Here is a 26,529-nt window from a genome sequence, read left to right as displayed (position 1 = left end):
GCCCAGCGCCGAAGGAACAGCCTCACCCCAGGGCCACGACCTGGCGGTCAGGAAATTGCTACCAATCAAGAACGTCATCTGCCCTGGCTGCAACAGGGCGTGCGGCCAACAAGGTCAAGCGCCCGCACGCGCACACCGGCCGGAGATCGCACCGGCTCCCAGCCTGCACGTGACAGACCCGCACCCAATGGAGAACGCATGAGCGACATGCGTACGAGCACCTTGGGTGATATCACCATCTCCCGGACCGAGGAGACGCACGGGCCGATCACGACTCCTTCCACCGAGTCCGTCGTGACCACCTGAGCACCGTGGGGGCCCGGTCCGGCGGCACCTCACGCGTACCAGGCGCTGGCGAAGACTGCCGACGCCGTCCGTGCGAGGGCTCTGTAGAACCTCACGGACGCCCGGGTCCGATACGCCTCCCGCTGAGGACGGGCGCTTCTCCGGCAGCCATCGCTTCTGCCCCGCGGTGAAGGCCGCCGACCGGCCGGGGGGCATGTGGGGGCGGTCGTCATGAGAGCAGTTACCTGGATGGCTCATCCGTATCGCGTTGGAGGGCGAACCGGATGAGCCAACCGGCACGTGAGGTGACGGGGCAACTCCGTGCCGAGCCTGCGAGAGCTCAGGGTTTCGTCACCCTGCCGTGAGGGGTGCGAGGCGCTGGCTGAGGTGGCGGACGGCCTCGGCGATGAGGGGATCGGTTGCCGAACGGAAGGGGGCGACCGGATGCGCCTGGGGTCCGATGACGATGCCGGTCCGGCCAGTGAGCGAGCCGTCGGTCGCGGCGAAGATCGAGGGCTTGGCGGCCACGGATGCCGGGCCGGAGGTGGAGCGTGAGAACTTCCGGCGGACCAGCGGCCAGAGCAGTCGCAGCCCCGGTGAGACGATCTTCGGGTCGTTCATGGTGCCGTTCGTCATGTCAGTCGCGGCGCCACCGGGATCCGCGGCGAAGACCGAGACGCCCGTACCGTCGAGCCGACCGGCCAGTTCCAGTGTGTACGCGAGGTTGGCGAGCTTGGCACGGCCGTACCAGTGGAAGCCGTAGTAGCCGCCGGGCGGCTCGACCGAGTCGAAGGCGCGCTTCGCAACGCCGACGGCGCCCGAGGTGACGTTGACGATCCGGCTCGGAGTGCCGGATCGCAGTGCGGGAAGCAGCAGTTCGGTCAGCAGATACGGGGAGAGATGGTTGACGGCGAACGTCGCCTCGATCCCGTCGGCAGAGTCCTGCCGGTCCGGGAACATCGCACCGACGTTGTTGACCAGCGCGGTCAGAGGGCCGTCGGCGCCGATCCGGTCGGCAAGCGCGCGGACCGCGTCGAGCGAGGCGAGGTCAGTGGCCAGGAACCGGGCGGGATGCGCGGGTCCCGTGGCGTTGATCCGCTCGATCGCGTGGGCGCCGCGCTCGGCGTTGCGCCCCACCACGGTCACCGCGAGGCCTGCCGCGGCCAGCCCGAAGGCGGTCTCAAAGCCTATTCCTGCTGTTCCTGCTGTGACCACCGCTGTTCGCTTCACCGTATGACCCGTTCCGTCTATGTGGATTATCTATCCGGTTAGCATCAACATAGCAGAAGCGGATGGTCTATCCGATTCGCGGGCGGCTGGTGTGGCCACGAGGCTGGCGGCCGGCGGTCGCGGGCGGCCGGGTAGGAGCGAAGGGCTACGCCGCCCCCCGATCCCCGCTCCTCAACTCCCACCGGTGCCGCCGCTGAAGGCACATGGACGGGCGTGCTGACCTGCGATTTTCTCGGCGCCTCAGCGTGGTCAGGTCGCCCGCAAGGGGGTTTCTCGCAGGAGCAGCACCGAGATCAGGGCGGTGAGTGAGAAGGGAAGCGCCGTCGCGAAGGCATTGCCCGGCGCCTTTCCGTAAGCGACCCGGAGTGCGGCCTGCGGCATGGGGCCCGGCGTGGTCGGTCCGGCCACTGCCCGGACGCCGACTGCCGTGACGGCGCCGAAGGCCGTCATGCCGACGATGGCGCCGAGCTCTCGGGCGAGCACCGAGGAGCGGTCACACCCGGATCCCGTTCCGGAACGGCGCTCCGGGTGATCAGGGCCAGGGCCTGCGTGCTCATGCCGACACAGGCGCCGCCGAAGATGGATAGGCGCAGACAAGCGGCAGCGGTGTGCCGGTCCTTACGGTGGGCGGCAGCGTGAAGCTCGTCGTCAGGAGCGTGCAACCGGTGGCCAGGTGCCGCTTCCGCAGGCCGTGTGCGGCGATCGGACGGCCGCTGGCAGCCGTCGCCTCCAGCAGCCCCAGAACGGTGGGGAGGGTCGGTAGTCGGCCGGTGTGGGCCCTGGCTCCGGGCGGTCTGGAAGTACTGACTGAGAACGGCGGGGGCGGCGAACGGTGCTTCCGAAGGAGACGCGGCGGTACGACGGGATCGGCCGTCCGGGTCTCGACCGCTCGCGCGGCCCCCACGTCCGAAGACCTGCCCGTTGCCCGTACGCGGACGATTCCGTGTGCGGAGATCCCGGTGACCTCGTGGGCTGGTCGGCGCACACATCGAGCGGCACATGTGCGGCAATTCCGCGACGTGGGCCGCCCGTTGTGTCGTTCCTCTGCGTCCGCGCCCCGTTGCCGGGACGTTTCTGGACACATCTCGCGAAGGAGAGTTCCGTGACGGTGAAGCCCGCAGCCGCGGCAGCAACCTCCCGACGTATCGAGGTTCTCGGTGCTCCGGGCCCTCGCTGAGGAGATCCTCACTCCCACGGCACGGGACTTCATCGCGCAGCTGGATGCGGCATTCGCCAAGCGACGCCTGGACATCCTCAAAGAGCGTCCCGTTCCTTGTAGAGGTCGGCGTCGTGGCTGACGGGCCGGCCGCCTTTCGCGTCCTTCTTCTTGCGATTGGCGGCCTGGTCCCGTTTTTCCGGGATGACTGCCTTGATGCCGCGTCTGCGTAGGGAGGAGCGGTTACCGCGGGATGAGTAGGCCTAATAGGCATCGAGGCCGGGCCGTTGCTAGGCCTCGGCAGGGGCCGTGCGAGACGTCTGTTCTGTAAGCCGCGCCTGGGAGTGCTTCGACAAGAGGGATGCGTGCACGGCCCCTGCCCCTGCGACCGCGGCGCCCGTAGCGTGCCGTGGGCCGAGCCGTATCCAGGGCCACCTCCCGATCAGCCGGAGCCGTGGAGCTCTTCACAAGAGCGAGGACCCTGGACATTGCTGGGGCCACGGACGGCTGATGGGGTGGTGCGCCCGCGAGCGCTTCTATTAGGTCGCCGGGTGGTCCCTGCCGCGGCTCGACGCCGACGGATTACAGACGTTTCGAGGGGAGCACGCAGTGCACGTGACCTGCGGAATCGACTGGGCCGAGGACCATCACGACATCGCGGTGGTCGACGCCGACGCCCGCCTGCTCGGCAAGCTGCGGATCGGCGACGACGCCTCGGGTTTCCAGGACCTGCTGCGGCTGCTGGTCGAGCACGGCGACAGCCCAGAAGATCCGATCCCGATCGCGATCGAGACCTCCCGAGGTCTGCTGGTGGCCTGTCTGCGGGCGGCCGGCCGACGTGTCTATGCGATCAATCCGATGGCGGTCGCCCGCTACCGAGACCGGCACGCCGTATCCCGCAAGAGGTCCGACCACCAAGATGCCGTCGTCCTGGCGAACATCCTGCGGACCGACGCTGAACTTCACCGGCCGCTGCCCGACGACTCCGACCTGGCCCGGGCGATCGCCGTCCTGGCCAGGGCCCAGCAGGACGCCGTCTGGGACCGCACCCGCGCCCACAACCGGCTCCGTTCCCACCTTCGCGAGTACTACCCGGCGATACTCGAGGCGTTCGCCGACAAACGCGAACGGCTGCTAGTGCTGTGGCCGGAAAGGTTTGCCGGGTCGCGGTGTTCGGTGTGGTGCCTCGCAAGGCGGAGGGCCGTGCCTCGTACTGGACGTACTTGCGCGGTCCGACAACGCGGCGAGGTGCCGTGCCGGGCGCCGCGACACGGTGAACCTTTCCGGTCACAGCACTAGCGCGGGAGGCCCGCTCGATCCTGGCCATCGCCCCCACGCCGGGTGAGGCCGCCCGCCTCACCCGCAGCCGACTCAAAGCCGCCGTCACCCGAGCGGGCCGCCAACGGCGGATCGACGCCGAGACCGACCGGCTCCTGGAGGTGCTCCACCGCACCCGGCTCCGCCAGCCCGACCTGGTCGAAGCCGCGATGGGACGCCAGGCCCTCGCTCTCCTCGCCCAACTCGACGCGGCCTGCCACGCCTGCGACGACCTGGCCCAGGCCACCGAAGAGCTCTTCCTCAAGCACCCCGACGCGGAGATCATCACCAGCTTCCCAGGCCTGGCCGTGCTCACCGGCGCCAGGATCCTCGCTGAGATCGGCGACGACCGCACCCGCTTCGACACCGCCCGCGACCTGAAGGCCTACGCAGGAAGCGCCCCGGTCACCCGCGAATCCGGCCGCAGCCGCCGCGTCAGCCACCGCCGAATCAAGAACAGCCGACTCGCAGCGACCGGCCGGCACTGGGCATTCGCCGCCCTGACCGCCTCACCCGGAGCCCACGCCCGCTACAACCGCCGACGCGAAACCGGCGACCGCTACTACGCAGCCCTCCGCCACCTGTTCAACCGCATGATCGGCCAACTCCACCACTGCCTGACCACCCACCAGAAATTCGACGAAGCCACCGCCTTCACCCCGCCAACGAAACCCCAACTCGCCACCGCTGCTTGACGCGATAACTGCATGGGGTGTCTTGTCCCCGGCGACCGCGCCGGGCGTCGTGCGGGGACGGCTGACCGGCAGGCGGACTCTCACCCTCGCGAGCACGGGAATGAACTGGGGACTGTCCCCGGCCTGCCCGGCGGTCAGGACCAACGCGAGCGGGCGGCACCTGCGGTCCGCGGCGAGATGAATCTTGCTGGTCAGCCCACCCCGGGACCTGCCGAGCAAAGCCTCCTTCAGGCGGAGCTTGCGCCCGCGCCGGAGGCGCTGGCGCTCGGCCTGTCCGTTCTGTTCTTCCGGTCCGCCCCCTTTTGCCGGGCCGCTTCCTGCTCCTGCACGGCTCTTCCAGGGCCTTCATGAGGTGCTTGCTGACGCGCATTCCTGCGGCGTCATGGTGGGCGCGGACCGTCGTGGAGTCCACGCTGACCAGCGACAAGTCCGCTCCCCACGCGGGCGCCCTCGGCGATCAGGCCTTCCAACAGGGCGGTGAAAACACCGGCGTCCCGCCAGACGCGGAAACGTCCGTAGACGGTGGCCCAGGGGCCGAACTCGGCAGGCATCTCCCGCCACTGGGCACTGGATCGGAACCGCCAGATCACACCCTCGAACTGCTCCCGCAACCGCTCCGGGTACGGGCCGTACCTACCGATCGGCAGGTGCGGCTCGGTGAACTTCCACTGGGGATTGGTGAGTTGCCTGGGCGCCGCCGCGGCCCTGGCCGCCACCTGTTACTTGCCGAAGACCGCCGGCTGGGCCGCGGTCGACACGCGTCACCGGCGGACCGAAGAGCGACGCGCGGTACCGGCCTGGGGCGGCGTCCGACCGCTCGCGGGTGCCCGACGCCATGCAGCGGCGTCAGTTGCGCGGCATGCGGAGTTCGGGGGTGAGACCCGAGCGGCGGTCACGGCCGCAGCGGTCGTGAGGAGAACAAGGGTCACGGCCTGGACCACCTCGGCGGTCAGCACGCTTCCGGAAGCCCCTGCGTCCAGCAGGAAGGAGGTGCTGATCAGGCGCCGGATCCGGAGGGCGAGCCCGAGGGTGGCCGGCGCGAGGGCGACGGTCGGACCGTAGGCCCGCGCGGCCGGCCGGTTGCGTAGGAGCAGCGATGTCAGGGTGGCCGCGGCGAGAGTCCAGCCCGCTGCCCCCTGGGTGTCGACCAAGACTTCGGGCCAGAGGACGATCACGGCGCCCGTCAGAACGCAACCGCCCACCAGGGCGAGTCCGTTGGGCAGGCCCGGTAGCCGGGCGGCAGGCGCCTCGGTGTGGAAGCCGCACCACACCGCCAGGGCGGTCGGCCAGGCGAAGGCGGCCGTCGCGAGGTGGATGGCGTAGAGCCCGGGGCGGAGCGGCTGGCGAGTACGTCGATGGCAGCCGCGGGGAAAGGCAGGGACTGGGTAAGTGCGGCCAGCGTCACCAGGGCTCGGACGGCACGCCGCCGTCCTGTGGGCCAGCCCCACGTAGGCCCCGCCCCAGAGCAGGGGCGGCGCCCACACCGTCGTCCACCGGGCCAGGGCCAACGGCCCGTCGCCGGTCGGCGACTCCTGCAGCAGGGTGCGGCCCTCCGGTGAGCCCCACATCCAGGTGAGGTTCAGTGCGCAGGTGCTGGTCGCGGCCGTGGAGTGGAAGAGCACGGCGAACAGCGCGAAGTACCGTGTGCCGCTGCCGCTGCCGCTGCCGCTGCCGCTGCCGCTGCCGCTGCCGCTGCCGCTGCCGCTGCCGAGCGCGGCCGGTCCAGGCGTCGAGCCCGTCGCGCCGAGCCTGCTGCGGACGGCCAGGGCGCCGATGCTGGCCAGCTCGTGCCTGACCCAGTGCTGTGTGACGCCGACTGTCTCGTCAATCGTATGGCGCTGAGGTTCCGAACGAACGTCGCGGAGGTTCAAGTGCGCGCCGTGTCGGAATTCCTAAGATTCGACGGCAGAAGGGAGACCCGGGCTGTTCCAGGACGGGTACACACCAAGGACGAGAAGCGCGTGAAACGAGAGAAGCCCAGCCGTAAGGCCGTCATCGCAGGCACCGGCGCCGGTATGGACATCCCCAACGGGGCGATCGGCCATGGCCGGACCGGGCGCGCCCGGGCCCGTCGGAGCAAGGTGATCGGTTGCCACCGGGCCGCCTCGGTGGCCGTCAGCACCAGCAGCGCGCGGCCTGCCTCCGGACAGCCCCGCTCCGCTGGAGCCCGCTCGCTGCTGATCAGCCGGTTCCACGCCTTCTGCACGCCGAGCTCGGAGGTGGCAGAACGAGGCGCAGGGCCGATCTGGCGAGAACCATTCCGGCTTCTCGGCCCCCATTTTGTGCATGCAAGCAATCAGCTTCTTGAACGCCGAGGAGCCTTTCCTGAGACCCGGTGGTCGGACAGTGCTGCCGTGGGAAGCGGAGACATGATGGGCCAGAGTCCTTATGACTATGTCGTTGTGGGAGCGGGGACGGCGGGGTGCGTGATTGCCTCCCGGCTTTCGGAACGCCCGGGCGTGCGGGTGCTGTTGCTGGAGGCGGGGGCCCGGGACGCGACCGAGGCGATGGCATCCCCTTGGGGGTTCCTGGGGTTCGACCCGTCCTCCCTCTGGCTGGGCGTCTCGACCGTGCAGGCCGGTACGGGCAGGGCCGCTGACGTGCTGCGCGGCAAGGTGCTCGGCGGATCGTCGAGCATCAATGGCCTCTACCACCTGCGGGGGCACCGCTCCGCTTACGACGAATGGCCCGGACTCGGGGCTCCGGGCTGGGGTTTCGACGATCTGCTGCCCTATCTCCGTCGCAGCGAGAGCACTCGCAGTCGTGATGCCTCCGTGCGGGGCACGGACGGGCCGGTCGCAGTCGCCCCGGTTCCGCAGCCCCATCCCCTGGCCACGGCGGGCGTCAACGCCGCGGTGCAGGCTGGGTTCACACGCGCCGATGACATCGGCGGCGGGCTGCAGACCGGGTTCGGGTGGAGCGACATGAATCTGCCCGGCGGCGCCCGCCAAAGCGCGGCCGACGCCTACATCCGTCCGTTCCTCGACCGGCCGAACCTGCACGTCGTCACGGACGCGACCGTGCGGCGGCTGCGCATCACCGTGGGCCGCTGCACTGGCGTCGAGTACACCGTGGGTGGCGAGCACCTGTCCGTCGAGAGCGCCGAGGTCATATTGACCGCAGGGGCCATCGGTTCCGCGCACCTCCTGATGCTGTCGGGGATCGGCCCAGCCCGACACCTCGGCGAACACGGCGTCGGCGTCGTCGCCGACCTGCCGGGAGTGGGATCCCATCTGCAGGACCATCCGATGGCGGCAGTGGTGTACGAGGCCTGCCAGCCCGTACCGTTCGTTCCCGCCAACCCGCCGGCCGAAATGATGGGCCTGCTGTACAGCGACCCTGCCGCGCCCCGGCCGGACCTCCAGGTCTACATCGTCGCCGCACCGCTCCCGTCGGCATGGGGCCGGCCGCCGGCCAACGGCTACTCCATCGCCTTCTCCGCGATGGCTCCGCACAGCAGCGGCACCGTGCGCCTGGCGGACGCCGATCCCGCCAGTGCTCCCGTCGTCGACCCGGGCTACCTAAGCGACGACCGTGACCTGGAGGTCATGTGCAAGGGCCTGGCAGTGGCACGCCGCATCGGCGAGGCCGACGCGTTCGCCGACTGGCGCAAGCAGGAGGCGGTGCCGGGCTCCGGGACGAGCGGCGAATCCGCAGACGAGTTCATCCGCAGGGCCACCGGCCCCTACTTCCACTTCACCGGTACCTGTCGCATGGGAACCGACGCCGATGCCGTCGTCGACCCTGCAACCCTTCGTGTACACGGGATCGCCGGGCTGCGGGTCGCCGACGCCTCCGTGATGCCGTCCATCCCCTCGGCCAACACCAACGCGACCGTCTACGCCATCGCCGAACGGGCTGCCGAACTGCTCCACTGAGCCTTCTTCCGCGCCGCGCCCACGGCGCTTCCACCATGCGCTTCATCCCCCTGTCGTGCGCCGAACGCGGGCCCGACCGACCTCATCACCCCTCCTCAGACAGGAGCACCACCATGTCCGAAACCCTCCAGACCACTGAGACCGCGTTTGAGATCTGTCAGCGGATGCGTTGCAGTGGTCGTCGTCCGGTCCGGACGACGGGCCTGCCGCGTGTGAGCCGTCGCAGTATGACGTCGGTCATGGCCCAGCGGATCATGGTTTCGGAGTGGGCCGGGCTGCGTTCGTAGTCGCAGGCCAGGCGCCGGCGCATGGTGATCCAGCTGAACGTACGCTCTACCGCCCACCGCTTGGGCTGGACCTGGAAGCCGCGCTGTCCGGGCTGTTTACGGACGATCTCCACGGTGCGGCCGAGGATCTCCTGGGCCCAGACCACGAGGCGGCCGGCGAATCCCTGGTCTGCCCAGATCAGCCGTACCGTCGGGTGGTCCAGGCGGGTCCACAGCAATGGCCGCTTGGCGCCGTCCCGGTCCTGGACACTCGCTGCAACGACGTGCACGGCCAGCAGCAGGCCGAGGGTGTCGGTGACGATGAACCGCTTGCGGCCCTTGGTCTTCTTGCCCGCGTCGTAACCGCTGGTCTCCTTCGGCACGGTGTCGGCGGCCCGCACGGACTGCGAGTCGATCAGAGCGGCCGACGGTTCCGCGTCCCGACCGTCCGCCTCGCGAACCTTTGCACGCAGCGTGTCGTGGATCTTCTCCACCGTGCCCCCGTCATGCCACCTGCTGAAGTACCAGTACACCGTCTCCCACGGGGGAAAGTCCTTCGGCAACTGCCTCCAGGAGCAGCCCGTCCGCACCACGTAGAAGATCGCGTCCACGACCCGGCGTCTGGGGTGTTTCTCCCGCCGTCCACCCTTCGGCCCGGTCCGCGGCGGCGGCAGCAACTCATCGATCAGTGCCCACTGTTCATCCGTCAGATCCGACGGGTAGCCCTCCCCGACAGCGCTCATGCACCACTCAACGAGCCAGTCCCGCCGCCGCAACGCCAGATCTCAAACGCGGTCTGAGGTCGTCACCTCCGACGCCGACCTGCTCGTCCGTACCGAGACAGCCGTGCGCGCCGCCGGTGCGGTGCTGCGCGGGCGTTTCGGCGAGGTGGTCCGCTACGAGACCCGTGAAGAGTTGATGCGTGCGCTCGCCGTCAACGACGACGCGGCCCTGGACATCCTGCGCCCCCGTCTCACGAGCCTGCGTCCGGAGGCCGGCTGGGTGGAGGACGAGCTGGACGGCGGGGCGCTGCCGTCCGGTGAGTGGTGGGTCGTGGACCCGGCCGAAGGCAATGTCAACCACCTGCACGCGCTGCCGGACTGGGCGGTGACCGCGACCCTCGTGCGTGAGAACCAGCCGGTGCTCACCGTGGTCCACCTGCCGTTGACCGGCGAGACCTACACCGCGCTCACCGGCGCCGGCGCCCACCTCGACGGCCGGCCGCTGCGCGTCTCCCCAACCGCGGACCTGGCTCTGGGCATCGTGGCCACCAGCCAGGCCCGGCCGGACGAGGACGAGAAGGTCGTACGGCGCGTCGGCTCCTCGATCACCGCGATGCTCTTCGACGCGCTCGTCGTCCGCACCGCCGTGCCCGCGACCCTGCACCTGACGAACGTGGCAGCCGGCCGGATCGACGCCTTCTGGCAGTTCGCCGGCGCCCGGGCGGACCTCCTGCCCGGGGCGCTGCTCGTCACCGAGGCCGGCGGACGGATCTCCGACGCCGAGGGCCGCCCCTGGACCCCGCAGAGCGAGAGCTTCCTGGCCACCGCGCCCGGCGTCCACGCCGCAGCCGTCGCCACGCTCTCCCGCTGACCCCGCACCCCGCACCCCGCACCCACGCAAGGACCACATCACCATGATCACGATCGCAGTTCTCGGAAACGGCCGCGTCGGCAGCAACCTGGCGAAAGCCCTCACCCAAGCAGGACACGAGGTGACCGTCGCGGACCGCGAGCCCGGCGCCGCCTCCGACGCCGCCCGCGCGGCCCGGATCGTCATCAACGCCACCCCGGGCGCCGGCGCCCTGGAACGTCTCACCGCCCTGCGCGAAGACCTGCACGGCAAGATCCTCGTGGACGTCTCCAACGCCACCGTCGACGGACCGGACGGACTGCCCGCCGGCCTGATCTACCCCGGCACAAGCCTCGCCGAGCAACTCCAGGCAGCGCTCCCCGAAACGCACGTCGTCAAGACGCTCAACACCATGCTCTTCCCCGTGATGACCGCCCCGGCCACGCTCACCCAGACGCCCACCGCCTTCCTCTCCGGCGAGGACCCCGAGGCCAAGCAGACCGTCCGTGAACTGCTCATCGACCTGGGCTGGCACAAGGAGTGGATCACCGACCTCGGCGGGATCCAGACCGCCCGCGCCACGGAGGCCGCGATCCTCTTCGTGCCCCACGTGATCCGGTCCAGCGGATTCACCCCCTTCGCCATCTCGATCACCCGCTGATTGCCGAGCCGCACAAGCCGCAGTTGACCGGAGCCGGCACCGGCACGACCGAGCGCGAGTACGACCCCTGGCGATCAGGCTGATTCAAGCCTGATCGCCAGGGGTCGTGTCGCTCCCGTCGCCGCAATGGGCGGACCGGCCACCGCGGTGCGCACTCGGGCGATCAGCTCATCTCGCCGCATCAGAAGCATCAGCCCTGAATCTCGGCCGCTGCAATGCGAGCCGTCCATAGGAAGATTGGCACGGTGGCCACATGGGTCATGGCGTCGTCCTGCGGAACACGATCACCACAGGATGGCGTTGAAGCAATGAAGTGGAGAGGATCGCAGAGGGATGCACGGTATTGGAGCGGAGGTCGACGGCGGGCGCGGGGTGTTCGCATTGGACTCGACCGCCCCGGACTCCGCACCGCGGGGGCTCGACGTCTTCCGGCGGGGGTGGCAGACGCAGGTGGGCGACGATGTCTTCCAACTGCCGGCCTTCAGCCCGGACACGATCGGTGACTTCCGGGTCAAGGGCAAGGTGGCCAAGGTGCACGGGGCGGCGATCGCCGATCTCCACGCCGCGTCGGCGACCCGGACCGCGGACGTCCCGGGCGGTGATCAGGATCTGGTTGCCATGTACGTCGTGCGGAGCGGCGCATGGACCCTGGGAGGCCCGTCCGGTTACGGCGACCAGACCGTGTCGGCCGGGCAGTTCCTCGTCCGGCACCTCGGGCGCCTGACGGCCTTCGACACGACGGCGCACCTCACGGCGAAGTTTCTCGTCCTGCCCCCCGGCGAGCTCAAACCCCTGCTCGGGAACCGGGCCATAACCGGGCCGGCGGATTCAGCCGAGATGCGCTTGCTGACGGCCCTCGCAGACATGATTCACACGACCGTGGCCGACCTCGGCCCGGCCGGTGTGGAAGCGGCCCAAGGCACCCTGATCGAGCTGACCAAGGCGGTGGTGAAGGGCCGGTTCGACGACGTGGAGCCCCGGTTGGCTCCCGCGCTCACCCAGGCGGCCAAGGACCTCGCGGACCGTCGGCTCGCTGATCCCGAACTCTCTCCGGCGACGCTCGCGCGTGAACTCAACGTCTCCGTCCGGACGCTGCACCGGGCATTCGCCGCGGTGGGCGAGCAGGTGAGCACCTACATCCGCCACCGGCGACTGCACGAGGCCCGGCTCGCCCTCGTCTCGCCGTCAGGGCGCCTGAGCATTTCGGAACTCGCCGCGCACTGGCAATTCGCGGACGGCAGTCACTTCACCCGAGCCTTCAAGAAGCACTTCGGTCAGACCCCCACCGAGTACGCCCGCTCGACCGGACCGGCCTCGCTATCGCCGAACCGGCGCCCACCTGGCAGCGGACGGGAGAGCGCGTGACCGGCATCATTCAAATAGAGGGGCGCGCCGCGCAGACCGCCTTGATCTGCGCAGCCCCGGCCGATCTTCAGAACGCCGGTTCCTGCCCGCGTGTCACGCGTCCGGCCGGGACCGGCGAGAGGGCGCTGCCGGCCCACGGCCGGGCCTGGGAGCGACGCGGGCTCGCATTCTCTGCCCCGCACGAACCGCTGCGCCCCGTGCTCCCGCGCTGATCGACGAGAAGGTCGCCTCACACCTCGACACCGCTGCCGAGCACTCCTTGGCATTCGGTCACCCCGGCGTCGTACGGCAGACCGACGGCCGAGGTTTTGTCGGATTCAGGAGGTGAGGTTAGATCTGGTACGCCGGGTGGCGGTTTGTTGGAGTTGAAGGGGGGCGATCGTGATGGGTGCGGGTCGGGCCGACGCGGGGCTGGTGGGGCGGGACGGGCCGATCGCGGTCATCACGAGTGTGCTGGCGGGGGTCGAAGGGGGTGGGGGGACCGTTCTGTTGCGGGGGGATCCCGGGATGGGGAAGACCGCGCTGCTCGGGATCGGCGAGGGTCACGGCGCGGCGGATGGGGTTCCGGGTTCTGCGGATGAGCGGCGCGCACGCGGAGTCCGGATTGCCGTTCGCCGCGCTGCATCAGGCGCTCTGGCCGCTGCTCGGCGAGGTGCGGACTCTGGATGACGCACAACAGGACTCGCTGGAGAGGGCGTTGGGCGTGCGCGACGGGGCGCCGCCCGAGGGGTTCGCGGTAGCGGGTGCTGCGCTCACGCTGCTCGCGCACGCCGCCGCGCGTCGCCCCGTCGTGCTGCTCCTGGACGACCTGCAGTGGGCGGATCCTTCGAGCGTCGCGGTGTTCGGGTACCTGTGTAGGCGGCTGAGCCCCTTGCCGGTGATTCTCATCGGCGCCACTCGGGAGAACGGTGTCGCCGACGAGTTGCCCGGACGGGTTGCTCGCCGGTGCTCGGGTGGCGCGCGGTGAGGTCCATCGCGGAGAACGCACATGACGACACCTGTCACGATCATCGGAGCAGGTCTGGGCGGCCTGACGCTGGCCCGTGTCCTGCACGTGCACGGCATCCCGGCCACGGTCTACGAGGCGGAGCCCGCGCCGGACGCCCGCCGCCAGGGCGGCCTGCTCGACCTACATCCCCGCAGCGGGCAGGCCGCTCTGGAAGCGGCCGGACTGATCGAGGAGTTCCACAAGCTGATCCTCCCGGGCCGCGAGGCCTACCGGGTCATGGACCAGGCGGGGAACGTGCTGCTCGACCTGCCTGACGATGGAACCGGCGAACGCCCGGAGGCGCCGCGCGGCGAACTGCGGCAGATGCTCCTCGACTCCCTGCCCGTCGGCACCGTCCGCTGGGGCCGCGAGGTCACCGTGGTGCGGGGCCTCGGCGACGGCCGCCACCAGGTCGACTTCGCCGACGGCGCCACCGTCGTCGCGGACCTGCTCATCGGCGCCGACGGGGCCTGGTCGCGCGTACGACCGCTGCTCTCGAAGGCCGCTCCCGAGTACTTCGGCGTCTGCAGCGTGGAGACGTTCCTTTTCGACGCAGAAACCCGCCACCGCGCTTCCGTCGAGGCGGTCGGTGCCGGCTCGCTGTTCGCGGTCGCACCGGGCAGGGGACTGCTGGCCCACCGTGAAGGCGGCGGAACCCTGCACACCTACGCGCAGCTGAAGAAGCCCCAGGACTGGTTCACTGACTTCGACACCGCCGATGCCGCAGCCCTCACCGCTCGGGTTGCGAGGGAGTTCGACGGGTGGGCTCCCGCACTCACCGCCCTGATCACCGACAGCGACACCCCGCTGGCCCTGCGTCCCATCTTCACACTGCCGGCCGGGCACCGCTGGGACCACGTGCCTGGGGTGACCCTGCTCGGCGATGCCGCCCACCTCCGGGCGCCGAACGGCGAAGGCGCCAACCTGGCCATGTTGGACGGCGCCGAGCTCGGCCGAGCCCTCGCCGCGCACCCCGGCGATGCGGAGACCGCGCTCACCACGCACGAACACGCCATGTTCGCCCGCGCCGCCGCTGTGGAAGCGGACGACGACGGCTTCTACACGCTCATGATCGACGACCGCGCGCCCCACAGCTTGCTCGCCCTGATGACCGGAGCCGAACCAAACGCGTGATCCATACTTCCCGCATCCGAGATTCGGGCCATCAGGCAACGGACGACCTGGTACGACGTCGCCCATGCCTACATCGATGAGCGATGGGACCGAACGCCAGGCACTACGCGACGCACCCTTGCTGACGCGTTGGCAACCATCACTCCGGCCCTGGTGCGACCGGGGGCGGCCTATTCCGAGCCGAGGGTTCCGGCGTGCGCTGTACTCGTGGGCGTTCAACAAGAGGGCATGGGAGGCGAGCCGCCGGACGAGTGGAAGCATGCCCTGGAATGGATACAGAAGCACTCCCTGCCCATCAGTGAGCTGCTGGAACCGGACACTGTCCGAAGGACGTTGGAGGCCCTCGGCCGAAAGCTCGACGGTAAGCCCGCCACAGCGAAGACTGCCGTGCGTAAGCGATCGGCCTTCAGCGAGGTCCTCGGAACCGCTGTCGACCAGGGGTACTTCACCGAGAATCCGCTCGCCAGGGTCAAGTGGAAGCCCCCACCAGTCAGTGAGGAGGTCGATCCGGCCTGCGTTCCCAACCCGACGCAGGTGACTCGACTCCTGTCCGCAGTCGGTGGGCAGAAAGGGCGAGGCCCCCACCTGGAGGCGTTCTTCGGCTGCATGTACTACGCGGCGATGCGGCCGGCAGAGGTCATCCACCTTCAACTCTCCCAATGCCACCTGCCGACATCAGGTTGGGGCCTGCTCAACTTGTCGGGCGGGGTTGTCGCGGCGGGCAAGGGGTGGACGGATGACGGGTCGGTCCATGAGGTGCACTCGCTGAAACGGCGAGCCCTGAAGGCCACACGGCCTGTGCCGATACCACCGGCGTTCGTGAGCACCCTGCGTGCGCACGTCGACCGTTTCGGCGTGGCGCCAGACGGCCGCCTCTTCCGTAATGCAGCGGGCAACTACGTCGAAGCGGGGGCCTACGGGATCACGTGGGCACGGGCGCGCAGGACGGCCCTGGCGGACCACGAGCAGTTGTCCTTGCTCGCCAAGAGACCCTACGACCTGCGCCATGCCGGCATCTCGTTCTGGCTGTACTCCGGCGTTGACCCTGCTGAATGTGCCCGTCGGGCCGGCCAGAGCATCCAGGTGCTCTTCCAGTTCTACGCCAAGTTCTTGGACGGCCTGCAGGAGCACTCCAACCGCCTCATCGAGGAGTCGATGCAGGAGTGGAACCGGCGCAGCGCGGAAGCTGTGGACTGATCGTGAATCTGGCCCGTGCATGGCCCGGAACAGCTGGTCAGGGGTGGGAGACGGGTGGGAGGAACTGGAAGGACCAGTGCATTTTCGCCGTCGCCGTGAACGGGGTGGCCTGGGGATCGAAGAAGGCGCCTGCCGGGCATAAGTCCAGGTCAGGCGCCTTCTTTTGTGCGCCTAGAAGAAGCCCAGCTTCTTCGGCGAGTAGGACACCAGCAGATTCTTGGTCTGCTGGTAGTGCTCCAGCATCATCTTGTGGGTCTCGCGGCCGATGCCCGACTGCTTGTAGCCGCCGAAGGCGGCGTGGGCGGGGTAGGCGTGGTAGCAGTTCGTCCAGACTCGGCCCGCCTGGATCGCGCGGCCCGCGCGGTAGGCCGTGTTGATGTCGCGGGTCCAGACGCCGGCGCCCAGGCCGTACGCCGTGTCGTTCGCGATGCGCACGGCGTCGTCGAAGTCCTGGAACGAGGTCACCGACACCACCGGGCCGAAGATCTCCTCCTGGAAGATCCGCATGCGGTTGTCGCCCTCGAAGATGGTCGGCTGGACGTAGAAGCCGCCCGCCAGTTCCCCGCCGTGCTCCACGCGCTGCCCGCCGGTCAGGAGCTTCGCGCCCTCCTGCTGCCCGATCTCCACGTACGACAGCACCTTCTTCAGCTGCTCCGCCGAGGCCTGCGCGCCGATCATCGTGTCCGTGTCCAACGGGTGCCCCGGCACGATCAGTTCGGTGCGGGCCACGGCCGCGTCGAGGAAGTCGCCGTAGCGGCCGCGCTCGATCAGGGCGCGGGAGGGGCTCGTGCACACCTCGCCCTGGTTGAGGGCGAACATCGTGAAGCCTTCGAGGGCCTTGTCCCGCAGGTCGTCGTCGGCGGTCCAGATGTCGTCGAAGAAGAGGTTGGGGCTCTTGCCGCCCAACTCCAGCGTGACCGGCTTGAGGTGCTCCGCCGCGTACTGCATGATCAGCCGCCCGGTGGATGTCTCCCCGGTGAAGGCCACCTTCGCCACGCGCGGGCTGGACGCGAGCGGCTTGCCCGCCTCCTCGCCGAAGCCGTTGACGATGTTCACCACGCCCGGCGGCAGCAGGTCGCCGATCAGACTCATCAGGTAGTGCACCGACACCGGGGTCTGCTCGGCCGGTTTCAGCACCACCGTGTTGCCCGCGGCCAGGGCCGGCGCCAGTTTCCACACGGCCATCAGGATGGGGAAGTTCCACGGGATGATCTGGGCGACCACGCCCAGCGGCTCGTGGAAGTGATAGGCCACCGTGTCTTCGTCGATCTGGCTGAGGGCCCCCTCCTGGGCGCGCAGCGCGCCCGCGAAGTAGCGGAACTGGTCGACGGCGAGCGGCATGTCGGCGGCCAGGGTCTCGCGGATCGGCTTGCCGTTCTCCCAGGTCTCCGCGACCGCGAGCGCCTCCAGGTGCTGCTCCATCCGGTCCGCGATGCGCAGCAGGATCGTGGAACGCTCGGTGATCGAGGTGCGTCCCCACGCGGGCGCGGCGGCGTGCGCCGCGTCCAGTGCGCGCTCGACGTCCTCGGCCGTACCGCGCGCGACCTCGGTGAAGGTCTCGCCGGTCACGGGGGAGGGGTTGGCGAAGTACCGTCCGAGGGCGGGCTCGACGTGCTCGCCTCCGATGAAGTGGCCGTAGCGGGACGCGTACGACATGAGCGCGCCTTCGGTACCGGGCGCAGCGTAACGAGCCATGGATGGTCCTCCCCTTGCCGGGCGCCGGCCGCCGTCGGCCGGTGCTCGCCGTGAGGCTAGGGGCGGGCAGGTTGCCGGTACGTTGCACGGCCGCGCGGTGAACGGGCCCCGGGAGGTGGTGGGGTGGTGGACCTCTCCTGCGCGGTGCGCCGGGGCCCCTGCCCGTTGCCCGGCACGTCCTGTGGTGGTACGCCGAGTTCCGCGTCGAGGGCCCGTACGCGGGCCAGCGCGGCCGTCCGGCCGGCAGCCGGGAGTACGGCCGCCAGGGCCCGCCAGACTTCGGCGTCCTCCGCGCCCCACGGGCTGCACACCCAGTCGGTCAGCAGCCCCGGGTCGGCCCGCGCGATCACGGCGGCCCGCGCCTGCTCCTCGATGCGGCGCCGGAGCCGGACGATGGCGGGCGCCGTGGAGGCGGGCAGCAGCGGGCCCGGGTAGCGGGCCAGCGCGGCCGAGACGGCGCCCGAGGCCAGGTGGCGGGTGACGGCGGTGAAATCGGCCTCCAGCGGCGCGGCCGTGCGGTACGGGCGGGAGAGCGGGGCCCGGGTCCCCAACAGGCCGCGCAGCCGTGACATTTCGGCGCGCAGGGTCACCGGCGACACCGACTCGTCCTCGTACAGGGCGATCGCCAGTTCCTCCCCCGACAGCCCCTCCGGATGGTGCGCGAGAAGCGCCATGATCTCGCTGTGCCGCCGCCCGAGCCGGACCTCACGGTCACCGCCGGTCAGCAGCGCCTCGTCGCGGCCGAGCGCGGTGAGGCGGTCCCCGGGAACCCGGGGCGCCGGATCCAGCAGCGCGAGCCGGGCCTCCGCCGCGTACGCCACGGCCCGCACGAAGGCCAGGGAGTGCGGATGGGCCAGCCAGTCGCCCCCGGTGACGTCGACGGCGCCGAGCAGCCTTCCGGTGCGCGGATCGCGGACCGGAGCCGCCGCGCAGGTCCACGGATGCACCCGACGGCTGAAGTGCTCGGCGCCGAAGACCTGGACCGGCTCCCCGACCGCCACCGCCGTGCCGGGGGCGTTGGTCCCCATCGCCGTCTCCGCCCAGCGGGCACCCGGCACGAAGCCGAGGCCCTCCGCGCGCCGCATCGTGGCGGGTTCGCCCTCCACCCAGAGCAGGCTGCCCCGCGCGTCGCACACCGCCAGCAGATGGGCCCCGTCCGAGGCGAAGGCCCCCACGAGTTCCCGGAACAGCGGCAGCACCCGGGCCAGCGGGTGCTGCTCCCGGTACGACCGCAGTTCCGCGCCGGACAGCTCCACCCGCGGCACGCACTCCGGGCTGACCCGGGCCCGGGCGCAGCGGCGCCAGGACCTCGCGATGACCGCCCGCACCGGGGCCTCGACCCGCCCGTCCTGGGTGAACGCGGCGTGGGCCCGCCGTAGTTCCCGCGTCCGCTCGGCGGGGTCGGCTCCGCCCGGCAGAGCCACCGATGGATCGCCCATGTCGCCCATGTCGCCCTCTCGCGGTGCCTCGGTACCCGGAGCGCCCCATCGTCGTACCGGCCCGGTGGGTCGGCAAGCGGTACGTCGGCCAGTACGTCGGCATGCGCCTGCCGAAACCCGACCCCGCCGAACCCGACCCTGCCGAAACCCGCCCCGGCCGAAGCCGAAACCCGCCCCGGCCGGAGCCGCGGCAGGCGGGCTCAGTGGCCCATGACCGCCGCGACGCCCCGCGCGAGGCAGGGGATGCGGTGTTCCGGGATGCCCGCGATGTTGATGCGCCCCGAGGCCGTGCCGTAAATCGCGAACTCCGTGCGCAGCCGCAGCATCTGCTGCCCGGTCAGGGGCAGCATCGAGAACATCCCCTTCTGCCGGGCGAGCGTCCGCGCCTCGCCGGCCCGGCCGAGCGCGCTGAGACCGGCGGTCAGCACGGCCCGGTTGGTGGTGATCCGGCTGCGCATCAGGTCCAGTTCCGCGCGCCAGGCGGCCCGTAGCCCGTCGTCCTCCAGGATCGCCGTGACGACGGCGGCGCCGTGCTCGGGCGGCATCGAGTACTGGGTCCGGGCGGCGTTCTGCAGGGCCGTCTCGGCGTGCCGCGCCGCCCCGGCCGAGGCGCCGAGGACGATCGCGCCGCCGACACGGTCGCTGTAGAGGCCGAAGTTCTTCGAGCAGCTGACCGCGATCAGCATCTCCGGCACGCGCGCGGCCAGCATCCGGGTGGGCACCAGGTCGGCCTCAAGGCCGTCGCCGAGCCCGTGGTAGGCGAGGTCGACGAAGGGGATCCAGCCGCCGCTGACGGCCGACTCGGCGAGTGCCTCCCAGTCGTCCAGGAGCGGGTCCACCCCGGTGGGGTTGTGGCAGCAGCCCTGGAGCAGGACCACGTCGTCGCGACCGGCGCCGGCCAGCTCCCGCAGGACGCCCTCCGTGTCGAAGCCGCCCTCGGCGTCGCGCCAGCCGTAGCCGCGCACCTTCAGCCCGGCGGCCTCCAGGATGGGCCGGTGGTTGACGTACGCCGGTTCGCTGATCCAGACGGTGGCGCCGGGGCGGGTGCGGCAGATCAGGTCGGCCAGCAGCCGCAGGGCCCCGGAGCCCGCGACGGTCTGGACGGCGGCGGCCCGTTCGGTCGGACCGCCCCGGCCGGTGCCGAGCACCATCGCGAGCAGGGCCCGGTTGAAGGCGGTGTTGCCGGAGAGCCCCCGGTACTCCTTGGACGCGGAGCGCTCGGCGAGGCGGATCTCGGCCTCACGCACGGCGGCCATGACGGGGGTGCGCCCGGTCTCGTCGCGGTAGACGCCGAGGACCAGGTTGAGCCGCTCGGGCCGCTCGTCGGCGCCGAACTCGTCGGTCAGTACCCACAGCGGGTCGGCGGGCGGCGGCGGGAGGAGCTCAAGCATCTGCGGGAACCTCGGGTCGGGGCTGGGGCTGGGGCTGGGGCTGGGGCTGGGTGTCGGGCTGTACCGGGAGCCGGGGGCGGCGGTTGGCCAGGACGACGCCGGCGGTGATGAGCGGGACGCCGACGAGGACGGCGGCGGTCGGTGACTCGCCCAGCACCGGGACGGCGAGCAGGACGACGGCGACGGGGCTGAGGCTTCCGACGACCGAGCTGCGCTCGGCGCCCAGCCTGCGGATGGCGAAGGCGTACAGCAGGCCGGCGCAGAGCCCGACCCCGAGCCCCTGCACGACGAGGAACAGCGCGATGTCGGCTCCGGCGGCCTGTGCGAGGCCCGTGGGGAGTACCCCGGTCAGGACGAGGAGTCCGATGACGGCGAACGAGGGCAGGCAGAGCAGGCCGATCGAGCCGACGGGATCGAGATCGACCTCCTTCAGCCCCACCGTGTACAGCGCCCACAGGCCGCTGGCCACCAGGAGCGTGCCTGCGCCCTCCAGTACGTCCGCGTCCACCGGGACCACGTAGCGCCAGACGAGGGCGGCCACGCCGACCGCGATCAGCGCGAGCCCGGCCGCCTGCGTGCCGCGGGGAGCGCGGTGCCCGCGGCCGACCATGAGCGCGGAGACGAACAGCGGGACCATGCCGGGCACGATCGAACCGACGAAGGCCGCGGAGGTCAGGGCACCGCCGTGCATCGCCGCCAGGAAGAACGGGACCCCCGCCCCGCAGACGATCTTGGCGGCGGCGCCCGGCCGCACCGCCGCGATGCGGCGCCGACGCCGCCACAGGGCGGGTGCCAGCACCACGAGCGGGACGCCGAAGCGCAGCAGGGCGGCGTCGGCCGGCAGCAGGGAGGAGGCGCTCAGGGCGCGGGCGCTGAGCGCGAAGGCGGCCCAGATCGCCACGGTCACCAGCAGTGCCGCCATGCCCACGCTCTGCGGGGAGAACCGGTGGGCGAGCGCTCGGCCAGGGGCCCGGGGAGGGGCCGCGGCCGGGGTGTCGATGGCGGCCAAGGAGGTTGCTCCAGCTCTGGGGCCCGGGTGGGGGCTTCCCGTACGGGGGTGCGTACGGGAAGTCCCCACGGGAAGGACGTACGGGAGGTACGCAGGGGTAGCGCGTACGGCAAGTGCGTACGGGTTTCCGTACAACCGCAACGCTAGGGCCTCGGGCGGGGCAGTCGATTGCCAGTTCTGCCTCCTGGACATACGTTTGGGGCAGAATCTGCCAAGGAGTGGCCGTGGACGCAGTCGATCTGCAGATCATCCGGGAATTGCAGGCCGATGGACGGCTGTCGAACCAGGACCTCGCCGACCGGGTCCGGCTCTCCCCCTCGCCCTGTCTGCGGCGGGTCCGGCGGCTGGAGGAGGCCGGCCTGATCCGCGGCTACACGGCCGTGGTCGACCAGGTCGCCTTCGGGCTGCCGATCACCGTCTTCGTACGGATCCGCCTGGAACGCCACACGGCGCCGGCGGTCCGCGTCTTCGAGGAGCACGTCGGGCTCATCGAGCACATCCAGGACTGCTACCTGATGGCGGGAAGCAGCGACTACCTGCTCCGGGTCGTCATCGAGGACCTGGAGGCCTACGAGTCCCTGGTGCGCGACCGCATCCACGCCATCCCCGGCATCGCCTCGATCGAGTCGAGCTTCGCCTTCGGCAGTGTCAAACAATCCCGGACGTACCCCCGCCCCACCCCGGGCACCTCGGCGCGCCGCCTCTGACACCGCGCGAGGGAGCGGCTCGGCGGCCTGCTCGCGCGGGACCGAGGGGCCCTACCACGGCACCCTTCAGTCCTCCGGGTCCAGCGCCGCCAGCGCCGACGCCGGGTCCGGGCAGGACGGGCCCGCCGGGAGCCAGTGGCCCGCCGAGCTGTGGTACGGCCACCAGCGGCCCTCCCGGCCCAGCCGGAGCTGCCGGTCGCCGCCCGGCTCCGTCCAGCGGGCGCGAACCCGGCGCAGCACGGGGGCGGGGGCCGGGTCGGCGTCGGTGTAGGCGCCCGCCCCGTCGGACCAGGCGGACGCCAGCGCGGCCCGGGCCCGGGCGAGCGACGCCCGGTCCGGGGTCCAGTCCTCCTCCAGTACCGCGACGGCCTGTGCCCCGCCGAAGCCCCAGGCGAGTACGGCCCGGTCCATGGCGGCCCGGTCCCTGTCGGCAGCCGCCGACAGGCGGGAGCGGACCCGAAGGTCGTGGGCCTGCGCCGTGAGCCGTACGGCGTCGTGCGCGATCGTGGGCTCGGGCTGCGGGGCACGCTCCGCGTGAGCCGGAGCGAGCGCCTCCGCGAGCAGCAGGTACGCCTGCGTCGCGGCCGCCTGTGCCAGGAACTCCACACCGTCCACGTCCAGGCCCGGCGGCTCCGTCCCCGTCTCCGTGTCCAGCGTCGGAGGCTGGCCCGGCGCGTCCGGCAGCCGCGCGGGCGGGGGCAGCGGGGGCAGGGCGGCAGCCTCCGCGTACACCTCGGACGCGGGGATGCCGACGTCGGCGGCGGAATGCGGAGATCCTGTTTCCGCCTCCGCCGTGCTGCGCTCCTCCAACTCCGCCATCAGGCCGGCCTCCGCGCGCCCGCGCAGCAGCAACAGCACGAAGGGGTCCTGGTCCAGCAGCCGCGCCACCTGGTAGCAGAGGGCCGCCGTGTGCGGGCAGTGGTCCCACTCGTCGCAGTCGCAGCGCGGGTCGAGGTCGCCGATCCCGGGCAGCAGCTCCACCCCGGCCGCCGCCGCGTCCTCCGTGAGCTCAGGCGGTACCTCCCGGTCGAGCAGCGCCGCGATGTGGCCGGACTCGGCGGCCGCCAGCCCGAGCAGCCGGTCCCATTGCGCTTCCGTGAACTCCTGCACCAGCACGTCCGTCCGGTGCGCCGTCCCGTCCGGGTCGCGCACCACGGCCGTCAGCCCGCCCGGCCGTACGGACACGGCTCCGACCGCGCCCGAACGCGCGTACCGCCGACCCTGCTTGACCTGCTGCCCGTCGAGCGCGCTGTCCTCCAGGGCGCGCAGCCAGGCATGGCCCCACCAGGTGCGGGCGAAGCCGCGGCCGGGGGCGGGCGGGAGCGGCGGGAAGGTCTTCTCGTACGGGTCCTTCGCGTACGCGTCCTTCTCGTACGGGTCCCCGGCGTACGGGTCCTTGGCGTTCATCCGTGTCACTCCCCGGAGGCGGTCGGGCGGAGCGCGACGAGTTCCGCCAGCTCCGCGTCGCTCAGTTCGGTCAGCGCGGCTTCTCCGCCCGCCAGCACGGCATCGGCCAGGGCCCTTTTGCGTTCCAGGAGTTCGGCGATCCGGTCCTCGACGGTGCCTTCGGCGATGATGCGGTGGACCTGGACGGGCTGGGTCTGGCCGATCCGGTAGGCGCGGTCGGTGGCCTGTTCCTCGACGGCCGGGTTCCACCAGCGGTCGTAGTGGATGACGTGGCCGGCGCGGGTGAGGTTGAGGCCGGTGCCGGCGGCCTTGAGGGAGAGCAGGAACACGGGCACCTCGCCCGCCTGGAAGCGGTCCACGAGCTCCTCGCGGCGCGGAACGGGCGTGCCCCCGTGGAGCAGTTGGGACGCGATGCCGCGCCCGACGAGATGGCGTTCGATGATGCGGGCCATCGCCACGTACTGCGTGAAGACCAGCACCGAGCCGCCCTCGGCGAGGATCGTGTCGAGCAGCTCGTCGAGGAGTTCCAGCTTGCCGGAGGCCGCCCCGGTGGCCTCCTTCGAGCCGTGCTGCTCCTTCGTGTACTGCGCGGGGTGGTTGCAGATCTGCTTGAGCGAGGTCAGCAGCTTCACGACGAGCCCGCGGCGCTCCATCCCGTCCGCCCCGGCGATCGCCGCGAGGGTCTCCCGCACGACCGCCTCGTACAGCCCGGCCTGCTCGCGGGTCAGGGACACGGCGTGGTCGGTCTCGGTCTTGGGCGGCAGTTCGGGTGCGATTCCGGGATCGGATTTCTTGCGGCGGAGCAGGAACGGTCTGACCAGCGCTCCGAGTCGGGCCGCAGCCAGCGGGTCGCGGCCGCTTTCGGCCGGCTCGGCGTAGCGCGTGCTGAAGGTGCCGAGACGGCCGAGCAGGCCGGGCGTGGTCCAGTCGAGGACGGCCCACAGCTCGGACAGGTTGTTCTCGACCGGGGTGCCGGTGAGGGCCACGCGGGCGGCCGAGGGGAGGGTGCGCAGGGCCTTGGCGGTCGAGGAGCGCGGGTTCTTGACGTGCTGGGCCTCATCCGCGACGACCATGCCCCAGTGCACGGCGGCGAGCCGGGGCGCGTCCAGGCGCATGGTTCCGTAGGTGGTGAGGACGAATCCCCCGGCGGGTCGGTCGGTCAGCCCTTCGAGGTCGCGGCCCGAGCCGTGGAAGCGGCGCACCGGCGTGCCGGGGGCGAACCTCTCGATCTCCCGCTGCCAGTTGCCCAGCAGCGAGGCCGGGCAGACCACCAGCGTCGGGCCCTCGTGCCCGTGCTCCTGGCGGTGCAGGTGGAGCGCGATCAGCGTGACGGTCTTGCCCAGACCCATGTCGTCGGCGAGGCAGGCTCCGAAGCCGAGCCCGGTCAGCCGGGCGAGCCAGCGCAGGCCGCGGAGCTGGTAGTCGCGCAGGGTGGCGCGGAGGGTGGCCGGAGCCTGTACGTCGGCCGCCGGCGCGGCGGCGGGCTCCGGGGCGGGGTGCGCGGCGTCTGCGTGCCCGCGGTCTGCGTGCCCGGGGTCCGCGGGCTCTGGGGCCGCACGCTCGGGGTCGGCGGTGAGGAGCGTGCGGAGCCGTTCCAGCGCACCGGTGGCCTCTACGTCGTACCGCGTGCCGTCGAGCTCCGCCGAGCCGGTCAGTACGGCGGCCAGCGCGTCGGCGGCCGTCACCTCGTGGTCCTGGCGGGCAAGGGCCCGGGCCCGGCGGGCCGCGGCGGGATCGATCAGGACCCACTGGTCGCGCAGCCGGACCAGGGGCCGCTTCGCCTCGGCGAGCCGGTCCAGTTCGTCGGCGGTCAGATCGCCCTGGCCGCCCAGGGCGTAGCGCCAGCCGACGGGGTGTGCGGAGGCGGTGGAGAGCGGGCCGGCCAGGCCGGGCAGACCGGAGCCGGTGGCGGGCCGGCCCACGACGGCCCGCGCGGTGAGCGTACGGGCGAGCCCGCGCGGCCAGTGCACCTGCACCCCGTCGGCCGCCAGGGCGCCGGAGGCCTCCCCGAGCAACTCCGCGACCTCCTCGTCGGCGAGGTGCACCGCGTCGGGGACGGCGGCGCCGAGCAGCGGCGCGAGCGGCGGCCACAGGCGGGCGGCCCGGCGCAGGGCCCGGAGGGCGTCCAGACGGGCGCGGGGCGGGAAGGCGGCCGCTGCGGGCCCGGAGCCGGCCCAGACGTCGGCGGCGTCCGCGACGAGGGTGGCGTCCGCGAGGCCGTGCATCTGCAGGACGGCGCGGAAGACGGGGGGTTCGGCGTCCGGGTCCACCTCGATGCGGAGCGAGACCCGTACTCCGGCGTCGTGCCCGGCCGCGACCTCCGCGGCCCAGTCGCGAAGCTCGGGGTGGAGCCGGGCCGGGCGGGCGGCGAAGGCGGGGCCGCCGGCGGCGGCGGGTGCGGCGGGGGAGCGCGGCAGGGTGTCGGCGACGGCGTCGAGGAAGGCGCGCAGCAGCGGCTCCGGGGCGGGCAGCAGCGGTGGGGCACCGGGGTCGGCGGGGGCACGGGGGTCGGCGGGTACGCCGGGGTCGACGGGTACGCAGTGCGCGTTGGGCGGCATGGCCGCCGCCAGCTCCCGGACCTCCTCCAGGTCGGCGGCGCCAAGCGGCCCGAGCCGCCAGGCGTCGTACCCGGCGGGGCTCAGTCCCGGCAGCAGCAGCCCGCGGGCGGCGAAGCGCAGGGCCAGCAGGGCGGCGGCGCCCCAGAAGGGCGCGGCGCCGGCCGATTCGGCGGCCCGGACCCGGGTGAGCAGGGGCAGGGCTTCGGCGAGGGGCAGGACGAGGGCCGTCACCGTGGTGCGCCGCAGATCGGGCGTGACGATGGTGAGCTGCTCGGCGGCGCCCTGGCCGTCCAGGTGGAGGCCCTCGGCCGGGTCCGCCCGCCAGAAGGCGACACGGCCGTCGCGGGCCGGTTCGGCGGGGAGGAAGACGGCGGAGCACGGGATGAGGCCGGAGATCGTCGGGAGCACGCATTCCTCAAACTTGACTACCGAATACAGGGTGGCCGAGGGTAACCCACCCGCGGCTGCCCCGGCTCGCGGCGACACCGTGACCCGGGTCACTTCGTCGGCGTTCGCGCGATCGGAAACGTACGGGCGGAAACGTAGGGGCGGAAACGTGCCGGGAGAAGCGCGCGAGCG

Annotated in this window: 19 protein-coding genes and 3 pseudogenes; 10 read left to right on the top strand and 12 right to left on the bottom strand. The window is 71.7% G+C overall.

Annotated elements, in window-relative coordinates; all coding sequences use genetic code 11:
- Window positions 1-636: 636 nt before the first annotated feature.
- The 3 genes and pseudogenes from AC3IYI_RS04975 to AC3IYI_RS04965 all read right to left on the bottom strand — a co-directional run.
- Window positions 637-1,500 (bottom strand): SDR family NAD(P)-dependent oxidoreductase, encoded by an 864-nt coding sequence (locus AC3IYI_RS04975; protein ID WP_489409042.1) that lies wholly within the window; start codon window positions 1,498-1,500, stop codon window positions 637-639.
- A gap of 264 nt (window positions 1,501-1,764) precedes the next feature.
- Window positions 1,765-1,998: a hypothetical protein gene (locus tag AC3IYI_RS04970; protein ID WP_489409041.1), complete on the bottom strand. Its 234-nt coding sequence runs from the start codon at window positions 1,996-1,998 to the stop codon at window positions 1,765-1,767.
- A 774-nt stretch (window positions 1,999-2,772) separates the two neighbouring features.
- Window positions 2,773-2,934, bottom strand: a pseudogene (locus tag AC3IYI_RS04965) (IS5/IS1182 family transposase); the annotation flags it as partial.
- Between the two features lie 346 nt (window positions 2,935-3,280).
- On the opposite strand from AC3IYI_RS04965, the pseudogene AC3IYI_RS04960 reads away from it, so the two are divergent.
- Together AC3IYI_RS04960 and AC3IYI_RS04955 are read left to right on the top strand one after the other, a co-directional pair.
- A pseudogene (locus AC3IYI_RS04960) lies at window positions 3,281-3,793 on the top strand (IS110 family transposase); the annotation flags it as partial.
- A 365-nt stretch (window positions 3,794-4,158) separates the two neighbouring features.
- Complete coding sequence (locus AC3IYI_RS04955) at window positions 4,159-4,683, top strand: transposase (protein WP_489411890.1); 525 nt, start codon at window positions 4,159-4,161, stop codon at window positions 4,681-4,683.
- Here the strand turns inward: AC3IYI_RS04955 and AC3IYI_RS04950 are convergent.
- Window positions 4,645-5,399 (bottom strand): annotated as a pseudogene (locus AC3IYI_RS04950) (IS5 family transposase); the annotation flags it as partial. The gene AC3IYI_RS04955 and the pseudogene AC3IYI_RS04950 overlap by 39 nt on opposite strands.
- A 45-nt stretch (window positions 5,400-5,444) precedes the next feature.
- A complete protein-coding gene (locus tag AC3IYI_RS04945; protein WP_489409040.1) occupies window positions 5,445-6,554 on the bottom strand; it encodes a hypothetical protein in 1,110 nt (369 codons plus the stop codon).
- 501 nt (window positions 6,555-7,055) lie between these two features.
- On the opposite strand from AC3IYI_RS04945, the gene AC3IYI_RS04940 reads away from it, so the two are divergent.
- Window positions 7,056-8,561, top strand: a complete 1,506-nt coding sequence (locus AC3IYI_RS04940; protein ID WP_489411889.1) for a GMC family oxidoreductase — start codon at window positions 7,056-7,058, stop codon at window positions 8,559-8,561.
- 157 nt (window positions 8,562-8,718) lie between these two features.
- On the opposite strand, the gene AC3IYI_RS04935 is transcribed toward AC3IYI_RS04940, so the two are convergent.
- Entirely contained in the window at window positions 8,719-9,570 is an 852-nt protein-coding gene (locus AC3IYI_RS04935) for an IS5 family transposase (protein WP_489409039.1), read from the bottom strand.
- Between AC3IYI_RS04935 and AC3IYI_RS04930 the strand changes: the two genes are divergently transcribed.
- The 6 genes from AC3IYI_RS04930 (at window position 9,569) to AC3IYI_RS04905 (ending at window position 15,744) form a co-directional block, all read left to right on the top strand.
- Complete coding sequence (locus AC3IYI_RS04930) at window positions 9,569-10,420, top strand: inositol monophosphatase family protein (RefSeq protein WP_489409038.1); 852 nt, start codon at window positions 9,569-9,571, stop codon at window positions 10,418-10,420. The genes AC3IYI_RS04935 and AC3IYI_RS04930 overlap by 2 nt on opposite strands.
- Before the next feature lie 43 nt (window positions 10,421-10,463).
- Window positions 10,464-11,060 (top strand): NADPH-dependent F420 reductase, encoded by a 597-nt coding sequence (locus AC3IYI_RS04925; RefSeq protein WP_489409037.1) that lies wholly within the window; start codon window positions 10,464-10,466, stop codon window positions 11,058-11,060.
- 333 nt (window positions 11,061-11,393) lie between these two features.
- Window positions 11,394-12,425: a helix-turn-helix domain-containing protein gene (locus AC3IYI_RS04920; RefSeq protein ID WP_489409036.1), complete on the top strand. Its 1,032-nt coding sequence runs from the start codon at window positions 11,394-11,396 to the stop codon at window positions 12,423-12,425.
- A 388-nt stretch (window positions 12,426-12,813) separates the two neighbouring features.
- Window positions 12,814-13,392 (top strand): AAA family ATPase, encoded by a 579-nt coding sequence (locus AC3IYI_RS04915; protein WP_489409035.1) that lies wholly within the window; start codon window positions 12,814-12,816, stop codon window positions 13,390-13,392.
- Window positions 13,393-13,413: 21 nt separating this feature from the next.
- Entirely contained in the window at window positions 13,414-14,547 is a 1,134-nt protein-coding gene (locus AC3IYI_RS04910) for an FAD-dependent oxidoreductase (RefSeq protein ID WP_489409034.1), read from the top strand.
- A gap of 207 nt (window positions 14,548-14,754) precedes the next feature.
- Window positions 14,755-15,744 (top strand): tyrosine-type recombinase/integrase, encoded by a 990-nt coding sequence (locus AC3IYI_RS04905; protein ID WP_489409033.1) that lies wholly within the window; start codon window positions 14,755-14,757, stop codon window positions 15,742-15,744.
- Window positions 15,745-15,915: 171 nt separating this feature from the next.
- On the opposite strand, the gene exaC is transcribed toward AC3IYI_RS04905, so the two are convergent.
- The 4 genes from exaC to AC3IYI_RS04885 form a co-directional block, all read right to left on the bottom strand.
- Window positions 15,916-17,439: an acetaldehyde dehydrogenase ExaC gene (exaC, locus tag AC3IYI_RS04900; protein ID WP_489409032.1), complete on the bottom strand. Its 1,524-nt coding sequence runs from the start codon at window positions 17,437-17,439 to the stop codon at window positions 15,916-15,918.
- A 56-nt stretch (window positions 17,440-17,495) separates the two neighbouring features.
- A complete protein-coding gene (locus AC3IYI_RS04895; RefSeq protein ID WP_489411888.1) occupies window positions 17,496-18,878 on the bottom strand; it encodes a GAF domain-containing protein in 1,383 nt (460 codons plus the stop codon).
- A 200-nt stretch (window positions 18,879-19,078) separates the two neighbouring features.
- The gene (locus AC3IYI_RS04890) at window positions 19,079-20,269 is read right to left on the bottom strand and encodes an amino acid aminotransferase (RefSeq protein ID WP_489409031.1); all 1,191 of its coding nucleotides are present in this window, start codon (window positions 20,267-20,269) and stop codon (window positions 19,079-19,081) included.
- Window positions 20,262-21,278 (bottom strand): EamA family transporter, encoded by a 1,017-nt coding sequence (locus AC3IYI_RS04885; RefSeq protein WP_489409030.1) that lies wholly within the window; start codon window positions 21,276-21,278, stop codon window positions 20,262-20,264. The genes AC3IYI_RS04890 and AC3IYI_RS04885 overlap by 8 nt, the downstream gene beginning before the upstream one ends.
- 224 nt (window positions 21,279-21,502) lie before the next feature.
- Here AC3IYI_RS04885 and AC3IYI_RS04880 point away from each other — a divergent pair, with 224 nt between their 5' ends.
- Window positions 21,503-21,985 carry an Lrp/AsnC family transcriptional regulator gene (locus tag AC3IYI_RS04880; RefSeq protein ID WP_489409029.1) on the top strand — a complete coding sequence of 161 codons (483 nt, stop codon included), beginning with the start codon at window positions 21,503-21,505 and terminating at the stop codon, window positions 21,983-21,985.
- Window positions 21,986-22,051: 66 nt separating this feature from the next.
- Here the strand turns inward: AC3IYI_RS04880 and AC3IYI_RS04875 are convergent, their stop codons facing one another.
- Together AC3IYI_RS04875 and AC3IYI_RS04870 are read right to left on the bottom strand one after the other, a co-directional pair.
- Window positions 22,052-23,392, bottom strand: coding sequence for an SWIM zinc finger family protein (locus tag AC3IYI_RS04875; protein WP_489409028.1), 1,341 nt, complete (start codon window positions 23,390-23,392; stop codon window positions 22,052-22,054).
- Between the two features lie 5 nt (window positions 23,393-23,397).
- Complete coding sequence (locus tag AC3IYI_RS04870) at window positions 23,398-26,358, bottom strand: DEAD/DEAH box helicase (protein WP_489409027.1); 2,961 nt, start codon at window positions 26,356-26,358, stop codon at window positions 23,398-23,400.
- Window positions 26,359-26,529: the final 171 nt, after the last annotated feature.

This window comes from Streptomyces sp. GL_148 (assembly GCF_057834205.1).
Note: the sequence above shows the minus strand (reverse complement) of the source record. Positions and strands in the feature narration are given on the sequence as shown.

What these genes read in the sequence shown, in the direction of transcription:
- AC3IYI_RS04955 (WP_489411890.1), top strand. Translation starts at nt 4,159, where the DNA reads ATGGGACGCCAGGCCCTCGCTCTCCTCGCCCAACTCGACGCGGCCTGC.
- AC3IYI_RS04940 (WP_489411889.1), top strand. Translation starts at nt 7,056, where the DNA reads ATGGGCCAGAGTCCTTATGACTATGTCGTTGTGGGAGCGGGGACGGCG.
- AC3IYI_RS04930 (WP_489409038.1), top strand. Translation starts at nt 9,569, where the DNA reads ATGCACCACTCAACGAGCCAGTCCCGCCGCCGCAACGCCAGATCTCAA.
- AC3IYI_RS04935 (WP_489409039.1), bottom strand. Translation starts at nt 9,570, where the DNA reads ATGAGCGCTGTCGGGGAGGGCTACCCGTCGGATCTGACGGATGAACAG.
- AC3IYI_RS04925 (WP_489409037.1), top strand. Translation starts at nt 10,464, where the DNA reads ATGATCACGATCGCAGTTCTCGGAAACGGCCGCGTCGGCAGCAACCTG.
- AC3IYI_RS04920 (WP_489409036.1), top strand. Translation starts at nt 11,394, where the DNA reads ATGCACGGTATTGGAGCGGAGGTCGACGGCGGGCGCGGGGTGTTCGCA.
- AC3IYI_RS04910 (WP_489409034.1), top strand. Translation starts at nt 13,414, where the DNA reads ATGACGACACCTGTCACGATCATCGGAGCAGGTCTGGGCGGCCTGACG.
- exaC (WP_489409032.1), bottom strand. Translation starts at nt 17,439, where the DNA reads ATGGCTCGTTACGCTGCGCCCGGTACCGAAGGCGCGCTCATGTCGTAC.
- AC3IYI_RS04895 (WP_489411888.1), bottom strand. Translation starts at nt 18,878, where the DNA reads ATGGGCGATCCATCGGTGGCTCTGCCGGGCGGAGCCGACCCCGCCGAG.
- AC3IYI_RS04890 (WP_489409031.1), bottom strand. Translation starts at nt 20,269, where the DNA reads ATGCTTGAGCTCCTCCCGCCGCCGCCCGCCGACCCGCTGTGGGTACTG.
- AC3IYI_RS04875 (WP_489409028.1), bottom strand. Translation starts at nt 23,392, where the DNA reads ATGAACGCCAAGGACCCGTACGCCGGGGACCCGTACGAGAAGGACGCG.